We start from the raw sequence: 9,494 nt of genomic DNA, 5'->3' as shown, positions 1-9,494 counted from the left end.
GGCGGGGCGGGCCCCCCCCCCCCCCCCCCCCCCCCGCCGCCCGCCCCGCCGCGCCCGCCCCCCCCCCCCCCCCCCCCCCCCCCCCCCCGGGGGCCCCCCCCCCGCGGGGGGGGGGGGGGGCCCCCCCCCCCACGCCTGTCCGTCGTGGTCGGGTTGTGAGGAAGTGAGAACGATGGCTGTGCATTCGGATCGGGTGCAGACGCAGTCCCCGGATTCAGGGAAGGCTGCCGTGGCCGGAATTGAGACGAGTGCCGCCGGTGGTGGCGCCGACGGCACCCCCCGCAAGGGCGCCAGACCCGCGGACGGGCCGGGCCTCGGTGCACGCCTGGCACCGTACCTGCTGCTGCTGCCCGCCACCGTGGCGACCGTCGCCCTGCTCGGCTGGCCGCTGGTGAAGACGGTCCTGCTGTCGTTCCAGAACCTCAACAAGCGCCAGTTCGTCCAGCACCTGACCGAGTGGAACGGCTTCGACAACTACAAGGACCAGCTGACCGACCCGGACTTCTGGGCGGTCACCGGGCGCACCGTCGCCTTCACCCTGGTCAACGTCGTGCTGATCATGGCCGGCGGCACCCTGATCGGCCTGCTGCTCAACCGCCTCGGCAAGCGGATGCGGCTGCTCCTCTCGGTCGGGCTGCTGATGGCCTGGGCGATGCCCGTGGTCGCCGCGACCACCGTCTACACCTGGCTGTTCGACCAGCAGTGGGGCGTCGTCAACTGGGTCCTGGACAAGCTGGGTTGGCACGCGATGGCCGACTACAACTGGATGAGCGACCAGTACTCGACCTTCTTCGTGGTGATCCTGCTGATCGTCTGGCAGTCGGTCCCCTTCGTGGCGTTCAACATGTACGCCGGACTGACCACCATCCCCAAGGAGCTCTACGAGGCCGCCCGGATGGACGGCGCCGGCGCGTCCAAGATCTTCGGCTCGGTGATCTTCCCGAACCTGAAGCCGTTCTTCCTGGCCACGACGTTCCTGGAGATCATCTGGGTCTTCAAGGCCTTCACCCAGGTGTACGCGATCAACGGCGGCGGCCCCGAGAACCTGACCCGGACCCTGCCCGTGCACGCCTTCCTGGAGGGTTCGGCCGGGCAGCACTACGGCATCGGCTCCGCGATCGCGGTGCTCACCATCCTGATGCTGGGCGCGCTGATGGCGTACTACTTCCGCATCATGATCAAGCAGGAGGACGAGCTGTGAGGCGCTCGCTCATCGGACGTACCTGGCCGAACGTGATCGCGGTCGTCCTCTTCGTCTTCTTCATCTTCCCCGTCTACTGGATGATCGCGACTGCCTTCAAGCAGGACAACGACATCATCAGCAAGACGCCGGTCTTCATCCCGTTCAACGGGACCCTCGACCACTTCACCACCGCGATCAACGCGCCCAACTTCTGGACGTACGTCACCAACAGCCTCATCGCCACCGTCGGCGCGGTGGTGCTCTCGCTGGTGATCGCGACCCTCGCGGCCTTCGCCATCGCCCGGATGAAGTTCCGCGGCCGCAAGACCTTCGTCCTGGTCGTCATGGTCGCGCAGATGGCGCCGTGGGAGGTCATGACCATCGCGGTCTACATGATCTCGCGCGACAACGAGATGCTGAACAGCCTGGTGCCGCTGACCTTCTTCTACATGATGATGGTGCTGCCCTTCACCATCTGGACGCTGCGCAGCTTCATCGCCGCGGTGCCGAAGGAGCTGGAGGAGTCGGCCATGGTGGACGGCTGCACCCGCTCCCAGGCCTTCGTGAAGGTGATCTTCCCGCTGCTGGCCCCCGGCCTGATGTCGACCTCGCTGTTCGGCTTCATCACCGCGTGGAACGAGTTCCCGCTCGTCCTGATCCTCAACAAGGAGGAGGGCAAGACCCTCCCGCTCTGGCTGTCGTCCTTCAAGACCGCTTTCGGCAACGACTGGGGCGCCACCATGGCGGCGTCCACGATGTTCGCCATCCCCGTGCTGATCCTGTTCGTCTTCCTGCAGCGCAAGGCGGTCGGTGGACTGACCGACGGCGCCGTGAAGGGCTGAGAAACGTGAGCATCCTCGTCCCCACCGCTCCGGTCAGCGACCAGCTGCACCGCGACGCCCTGACCGTCCTGCAGCCCGGCTTCGTCGGCACCGAGCCGCCGCAGTGGCTGCGCCGCCACCTCGCCGCCGGGCTCGGCTCGGTCGCGCTGTTCGACCGCAACGTGGTCGACCTCGACCAGCTCTCCAAGCTCACCAAGGCGCTGCGCGAGGAGAACCCCGACCTCCTGATCGCCATCGACGAGGAGAGCGGCGACGTCACCCGGCTGGAGGCGGGCTCCGGCTCGTCCTGGCCCGGCAACCTCGCGCTCGGCGCGATCGACGACCCGGCGCTGACTCGGGACGTCGCCCGTGAGCTGGGCCGGGCGCTGGCCGCGGCCGGCGTCAACTACAACTGGGCGCCCACCGCGGACGTCAACTCCAACCCGCGCAACCCGGTCATCGGCGTCCGCTCCTTCGGCGCCGACCCGGAGCTGTGCGCCCGGCACACCGCCGCCTGGGTGGAGGGCCTGCAGTCGGCCGGCGTGGCCGCCTGCTCCAAGCACTTCCCCGGCCACGGCGACACCGCGGTCGACTCGCACCACGGCCTGCCGGTCATCGACGTCGACCTGGACGTGCTGCGGTCCCGCGACCTGATCCCGTTCCAGGCGGCGATCGCGGCCGGCACCAAGGCCGTGATGACCGCCCACATCATGATCCCGGCGCTCGACCCGAAGCTGCCGGCCACCCTCAGCCCCACCGTGCTGCGCGACCTGCTGCGCGCCGCCCCGGCCGACGGCGGCCTCGGCTACCAGGGCCTGATCGTCAGCGACGCGATCGAGATGGGCGCCATCGCCGACACCTTCGGGATGGGCGACGGCACCGTGCTGGCCCTGGCGGCCGGCGCGGACGCGATCTGCGTCGGCGGCGGGCTGGCCGACGAGGAGACCGTGCTGATGCTGCGCGACGCCATCGTGGCGGGCGTGCGGGCCGGCGCGCTCTCCGAGGAGCGGCTGGCGGACGCCGCCGACCGGGTCCGCTCGCTCGGCAGCTGGGGCCGGATCTCGGCCCAGGGCGAGCGGCCGGAGCCGGACCTCGCGGTCGGCCTGCGGGCCGCCCGCCGGGCGCTGAAGGTGGTCCGGGCGCCGGGCCGCGAGCCGCTGCCGGTGTCCGAGCGCCCGTTCGTGGCCTCGTTCTCGGACGAGCCGAACATCGCCGTCGGCGACGTCACCCCGTGGGGCGTGGCCGGCATGCTGGCCGACCGCTTCCCCGGCACCCGCACCCGCGCGGTCTCGGCGGCCGAGGCCACCCCCGAGCTGCTGGACGGGCTGGTCGCCGAGCTGGTGGCCGGCGCCGAGGGCCGCCGCCTGGTGCTGGTGGTCCGGGACGCGCACCGGCACTCGTGGATGTCCGCCGCGCTGGGCCGCCTGGTGGCGGCCCGGCCGGACGCCGCGGTGGTCGAGATGGGGCTGCCGCAGTCCGAGCCGGTCGGCGCGCTCTACATCGCCACCCACGGTGCCGCCCGGGTCTGCGGGCTGGCGGCCGTGGAGGTGCTCACCGGGCAGCCGGGAGCGATCGGCTGAACCAACGGGGGGAACGTCACCGGGAGTGTCCGGGAGGCGTTGGCCGACGGGCCCGCCATGCGCATGTCGCATGGCGGGCCCGTTCCGTTTCCCCGCCGTTGACCTGCGGATTCGGCAGGTGACCGTGCTCCCTCAAGTAGGCCTTAAATCCACCTTAAGTTCCACTGAGGGTGACGGTGCGGCGACTGATCGCCACGGGGTACAACGGCTCTGCAACGGCCGTGGCCACGGGGCCATTTGGCCGTTGACACCACCTTTGGTCTAGGCCAGAGTCCAGTCATCCGGTTCGAACTTCAACCTCACCGGATGTGGTATCGGCCCTCCCCGAAGCTCTTCGCCCCTGCCCGGACTCTCCGCTGCGGGCGCCATCACGCTGCCGGCGGGCAACACGGCTCTAGCACCTCGGAGGATGGCGTGAAGAAGCGTCAGCTCATGTCGACATTCGGAATCACGGCCCTGGCGGCCGGGCTGACGGCCTGCTCCTCGGCCGGCACGGCGTCGACGGACGGCAAGGGCCCCGGCGCCGACCCGAAGGCCGCGACCGGCACCGTCACCGTCTGGCTGATGGACGACGCCCAGAAGAACTGGCCCGACCTGGTGCAGCAGGTCAACGACCAGTTCGCGGCGAAGTACCCGAACGTCACCCTCAAGCTCGCCTACCAGGGCTGGGCCGACAAGGTGACCAAGCTCGACAGGGCGATCGCCGACGGCTCCGCGCCCGACGTGGTCGAACTGGGCAACACCGAGACCATGAAGTACGTGCTCTCCGGCGCGCTGGCCCCGGTCGACCGGACCACCTTCGACAACTCCGACAGCTGGATCAAGGCGCTCGCCAACACCTGTACGTACCAGGACAAGCTCTGGTGCGTGCCCTACTACGCCGGCGCCCGGGTCGCCATCTACAACTCCGCGACGTTCCAGCAGGCCACCGGCAGCGCCGAATTCCCCAAGACCGAGACCGACCTGACGGCGGCCCTGGACAAGGTCGCCGACAAGAACAAGGCCGACAAGAGCTACTCCGCGTTCAACCTGCCCGGCCCGTACTGGTACGCCGCGATGAGCTACGTGGCCGCGTACGGCGGCAGCATCGCCAAGTTCGACAGCTCCGGCAACTGGCACGGCGCCCTGCACGACGCCAAGTCCCAGCAGGGCATCAGCCACTTCGTCGACCTGGTCCGCAAGTACACCAAGGGCGACCTGACGGTGAACGAGCAGAACCAGTTCGAGTCGATGGCCCGCGGGCACGCCGCGTCCTTCTACGGCAACGGCTACGAGGCGGCCAGCGTCATCGCGCCGGGCACCGGCGACCCGAGCCTCAAGGACACCGTCAAGGTGGCCACCATGCCCGGCCCGGACGGCAAGCCGCTGCCCACCTTCATCGGCGGCTCCGACCTCGCGGTCACCGCCAAGTCCACGCAGGTCGAGCTGGCCACCGACTGGGTACGGATGTTCACCAGCACCAAGTCCCAGCAGACGCTGGCCGACAAGGACATCCTGCCGAACAACCTCACCCAGCTGAACCCGCTGAAGAGCAAGCCGACCACCGCCGCCGCGGCCAACGCGGTGCCGGACGCCTGGTTCACCCCGCTGGCCCCCGGCTGGGGCGCGGTCGAGAAGCAGAAGATCCTGCCCGACATGCTGACCGGCATCCTCAAGGGCAAGTCGGTGGACCAGGCCACCAAGGACGCCGACGCCGCGATCGACCAGCTGATCAACAAGCCGTCCTGACCCCGGTGCTGCCGTCGAAGGCCCTCCCCGCCCGGGGAGGGCCTTCGGGTGTGCCCGCCCGGGGCGGCCACCGTAGGATTGCGGCAGGAAACCACCGCAGCGAGTGTGCGGACTCGCCGCCGTAGAGGTCCCCGTCGGGCAACCTGCCCGGAGGGGTCGAACCATCTCATCGGAGGCACATCCTGATGTCCGACCCGCAGACTGTTTCCGTCCCCGGCCGGATCATGGCGGCGGAGATGGCCGAGCAGCCGGCCGTCCTCCAGCGCATCCTCGACGAGGGTGCCCCGAAGATCCGTCGGATCGCGGCCGAGATCGCCGCCCGCAACCCTCGCTTCGTCCTGCTGACCGCGCGCGGCACGTCCGACAACGCGGCGCTGTACGCCAAGTACCTGATCGAGATCCTGCTCGGCAAGCCAGCCGGTCTGACCTCGATGTCCACCACCACCGCGTACGGCGCCAAGCCGGACCTCACCGACGTCCTGGTCGTCACCGTCAGCCAGTCCGGCGGCTCGCCCGACCTGGTGGCCTCCACCAAGGCCGCCCGCGAGGCCGGCGCCATCACCCTCGCCGTCACCAACAACGCCGCCTCGCCGCTGGCCGAGGTCTCCGAGTTCCACATCGACGTGCTGGCCGGCCCGGAGAAGGCGCTGCCCGCCACCAAGACCTACACCGCCGAACTGCTGGCGCTCTACCTGCTGGTCGAGGGCCTGCGCGGCGGCGACGGTTCGGCGGCCAAGGAACTGCCCGGCCTGGCCGCCGGCGTCCTGGCCCGCCACGCCGAGGTGAAGGCGCTGGCCGAGCGCTACCGCTTCGCCCAGCGCCTGGTCATCACCTCGCGCGGCTACGGCTACCCGACCGCCCGAGAGGCGGCGCTGAAGCTGATGGAGACCACCTACATCCCGGCCTCCCCGTTCTCCGGCGCCGACCTGCTGCACGGCCCGCTGGCCATGGTGGACAACGTCTCGCCGGTCATCGCGATCGTCCCTGACGGCAAGGGCGGCGAGGCCCTGCAGCCGGTGCTGGACCGCCTGCGCGGCCGCGGCGCGGACCTGGTCGTGGTCGGCCAGCAGGTGCAGGTGGACGCCGCCTCGGCCGGCTTCGCCCTGCCGGCCGGCGTGCCGGAGGAGGTCCAGCCGATCCTGGAGATCCTCCCGCTGCAACTGCTGGCCTACGAGGTCACCATCGCCCGCGGCCAGGACCCGGACGCCCCGCGCGCCCTGGCCAAGGTCACCGAGACCCACTGAGGCACGGCGCCACAACGAGTCGGGGCCCCCGCCCCCCGCGGGGGGGGGGGGGCCCCCCCGGGGGGGGGCCGCGGCCCGGCGGGGGGGGGGGGCCCCCCCCCCCCCCGGGCGCGCCCCCCCCCCCCGGGGGGCCCCCCCCCCCACCGGGTGGGGCGGGGGCCCCGACTCGTTGAGCGGCGGAACATGGCTTCGGCGGGGGAGCCCCCGGAACGCGTCGAACGCGCGCCGCACCCGGAAAGCACTACGGGCCACGGCGCCGACACGGGACCCTCAGCCCATGCGGCACCGCAGCCCGGAGCTGTCGTCGGTCGCCGGAGTCGATCGAGAACTGTGCGGGGTCCTCGCTCGGCGGCGTCCGACCGAGGAAAGGCCTCGCGCGGTCAGGGCAGTTGCGCGGTGGACCTCTCCTTGGTGCCCTTTCATTGTGGACTAGACCAATCTGGGTTGTCCAGGCCGCTCCGGAAATTGGTCTGGACAACTTCGAGCAGTGGGCTCCGCCGCAGGCCCGGCGCGTGATCCGTTCCCCGGTCCGCCGCGCCCCGCCCCGACCGGCGGCGCTACCCTCGCCATGTGCCCTCGCTGAACGAACTCGTCCGCCGCCACACCACCCTGACCGGGGCCGATGTGGAATGGCTCCACATGCTGGTCTCGGAGTGGCAGCTCCTCTCCGACCTCTCCTTCGCCGACCTGGTCCTGTGGATCCCCACCTGGGACGGCATCCGCTACGTCTCGGTGGCGCAGATGCGGCCCAACACCGGCCCCACCTCCTACCAGGACGACATGGTCGGCCACCTCGTCCCGCGCGGGCGCCGCCCGCTGCTGGACGCCGCCTTCGACGAGGGCCGGATCGTGCGCGAGGGCGATCCGGAGTGGCGCGAGGAGGTGCCGGTCCGGGTCGAGTCCATCCCGGTCCGGCGCGAGGGCAAGGTGCTCGGGGTGATCGCCCGCAACACCAACCTGCTGACCGTCCGCACCCCCAGCCGGCTGGAGCTCACCTACCTGCAGAGCGCCTCCGACCTGGCCCAGATGATCGCCGCCGGCAGCTTCCCCTTCCCCGGTGTCGAGCAGATCGACATGGACGCCGCCCCCCGCGTCGGCGACGGCCTGATCCGGCTCGACGCGGACGGCATCGTCACCTACGCCAGCCCCAACGCCCTGTCCGCCTACCACCGCCTCGGCCTCACCACCGATCTGGTCGGCAGCCACCTGGGCCGGGCCACCGCCGAACTGGTCCCGCCCTCCCGGGCGGCCGTGCACGAGGCGCTGGTGAAGCTGGCGAGCGGCTGGGCACCGCGGCAGACCGAGGTCGAGGTACAGGGCGGAGTGGTGACCCTGCGGGCCATCCCGCTGAAGCCCAAGGGCACGCTGACCGGTTCGCTGGTGCTCTGCCGGGACGTCACCGAACTGCGCCGCCGCGACCGCGAGCTGATGACCAAGGACGCCACCATCCGGGAGATCCACCACCGGGTGAAGAACAACCTGCAGACCGTTGCCGCCCTGCTGCGGCTGCAGTCCCGCCGGATGGAGTCGGAGGCCGGCCGGGCCGCGCTGGACGAGGCGGTGCGCCGGGTCGGTTCGATCGCGATCGTGCACGAGACGCTGTCCCAGGCGCTGGACGAGCAGGTGGCCTTCGACGAGATCGCCGACCGGGTGCTGGCGATGGTGATGGAGCTGTCCCAGGACGGCCGGGTGGCGACCCGCCGCAGCGGCAGCTTCGGCATCCTGTCCGCCGAGGTGGCCACCCCGCTGTCGATGGTGCTGACCGAACTGCTGCAGAACGCGCTGGAGCACGCCTTCGGCCCGTCCGCCTCCGGGAACCTGGAAGTCAGCGCGCTGCGTGGGCGGGCCCCGGCGACCGGGGCGGGCTGGTCGGACAGTTGGAACGGCGGCGCCCGGCCGGAGGAGTTCCTGCTGATCACGGTGCAGGACGACGGACGCGGCATGCCCGAGGGGTTCGACCCGCAGACGGCGGGCAACCTCGGCCTGCAGATCGTCCGCACGCTGGCCACGGGCGAGTTGGGCGGCACCTTCGACATGGTGGCCGGCCCGGACGGCGGCACCAAGGTGATCCTGGAGATCCCGGTCCGCTGATCCCGGTCCGCTGATCCCGGTCCGCTGCTCCGCGTCCGCCGAGCCGCGGACTGGTGCATCGAAGCGCGCGGCGGGGGCGTGCACTCGGCAAAAGCGCCGGGTGCCCACTCCGCGCGCCGGGGCGCGGAAACAGAAACGAGGCCCTGTCGACCGGGGGGGGTGGGTCGACAGGGCCTCTCAACCCGTTCCGGCCGTCGGGGGGAGTCGGCCGGAGCGGGGGCTCTGGGTGGTGCGACACCTCGCCCGTGCGTTGCACACGGTGAGCGCCTCAGCTCCACGATATTGCTCTAAGTGAACAGTATCAAGTGGCTGGACGGTTCGGTGTCGCGGGACCTCGCCAGGCAAGGCCCTTTGTGCGGAAGGCTTCACCAGGAGGTGCAGGGAAGCCTTTGATCATGTGTTGATCGGTGTTGCGGTTACTACTGGTGTTACGGCGCGTGATCAGGCGGTGCGGGCGCGGTTGCGGGCGGCGCGGCGCTTCATCGCGCGACGCTCGTCCTCGCTCATACCGCCCCAGACGCCGGCGTCCTGGCCGGTCTCAAGAGCCCACTGCAGGCACTGCTCCATGACCGGACAGCGGCGGCACACGGCCTTGGCTTCCTCGATCTGCAGCAGAGCAGGACCGGTGTTCCCGATCGGGAAGAACAGCTCCGGGTCCTCTTCGCGGCAGACAGCGCGGTGGCGCCAGTCCATGGTCGTCCAACTCCTCCTGCCGGCGGGGGTCACCCGATCGGCATAATCGATGGCTTGTGAATGTGGCTTGTGAATGTGAACGCTTTCACGAATCCCGCAACAGCAAAAGAGACCAAAGGCCCGCCGGGGCCCGGGTGGTCTGTGCTGGGGAGGG

Annotated in this window: 7 protein-coding genes; 6 read left to right on the top strand and 1 reads right to left on the bottom strand. The window is 70.8% G+C overall.

Features of this window, described 5'->3' with window-relative positions:
• Positions 1-172: 172 nt before the first annotated feature.
• From ACIPLC_RS06630 to ACIPLC_RS06605, 6 genes are all read left to right on the top strand, one after another.
• Complete coding sequence (locus ACIPLC_RS06630) at positions 173-1,201, top strand: carbohydrate ABC transporter permease (protein WP_400471687.1); 1,029 nt, start codon at positions 173-175, stop codon at positions 1,199-1,201.
• A complete protein-coding gene (locus tag ACIPLC_RS06625) occupies positions 1,198-2,025 on the top strand; it encodes a carbohydrate ABC transporter permease (protein ID WP_400471686.1) in 828 nt (275 codons plus the stop codon). Before ACIPLC_RS06630 ends, ACIPLC_RS06625 begins: the two co-directional genes overlap by 4 nt.
• 5 nt (positions 2,026-2,030) lie before the next feature.
• A complete protein-coding gene (locus ACIPLC_RS06620) occupies positions 2,031-3,584 on the top strand; it encodes a glycoside hydrolase family 3 protein (protein ID WP_400471685.1) in 1,554 nt (517 codons plus the stop codon).
• A 432-nt stretch (positions 3,585-4,016) separates the two neighbouring features.
• On the top strand, positions 4,017-5,312 hold the full coding sequence (locus ACIPLC_RS06615) for an extracellular solute-binding protein (RefSeq protein WP_400471684.1): 1,296 nt from the start codon (positions 4,017-4,019) through the stop codon (positions 5,310-5,312).
• A 185-nt stretch (positions 5,313-5,497) separates the two neighbouring features.
• Positions 5,498-6,556, top strand: coding sequence for an SIS domain-containing protein (locus ACIPLC_RS06610; protein WP_400471682.1), 1,059 nt, complete (start codon positions 5,498-5,500; stop codon positions 6,554-6,556).
• 570 nt (positions 6,557-7,126) lie between these two features.
• Positions 7,127-8,647 (top strand): sensor histidine kinase, encoded by a 1,521-nt coding sequence (locus ACIPLC_RS06605; RefSeq protein ID WP_400471680.1) that lies wholly within the window; start codon positions 7,127-7,129, stop codon positions 8,645-8,647.
• A 441-nt stretch (positions 8,648-9,088) separates the two neighbouring features.
• Here ACIPLC_RS06605 and ACIPLC_RS06600 read toward each other — a convergent pair whose 3' ends face one another.
• Positions 9,089-9,340, bottom strand: a complete 252-nt coding sequence (locus ACIPLC_RS06600; RefSeq protein ID WP_014138019.1) for a WhiB family transcriptional regulator — start codon at positions 9,338-9,340, stop codon at positions 9,089-9,091.
• Between the last annotated feature and the right edge of the window lie 154 nt (positions 9,341-9,494).

This window comes from Kitasatospora sp. NPDC086801 (assembly GCF_044745805.1).
In the GTDB taxonomy this organism is placed as follows: Bacteria; Actinomycetota; Actinomycetes; order Streptomycetales; family Streptomycetaceae; genus Kitasatospora.
Note: the sequence above shows the minus strand (reverse complement) of the source record. Positions and strands in the feature narration are given on the sequence as shown.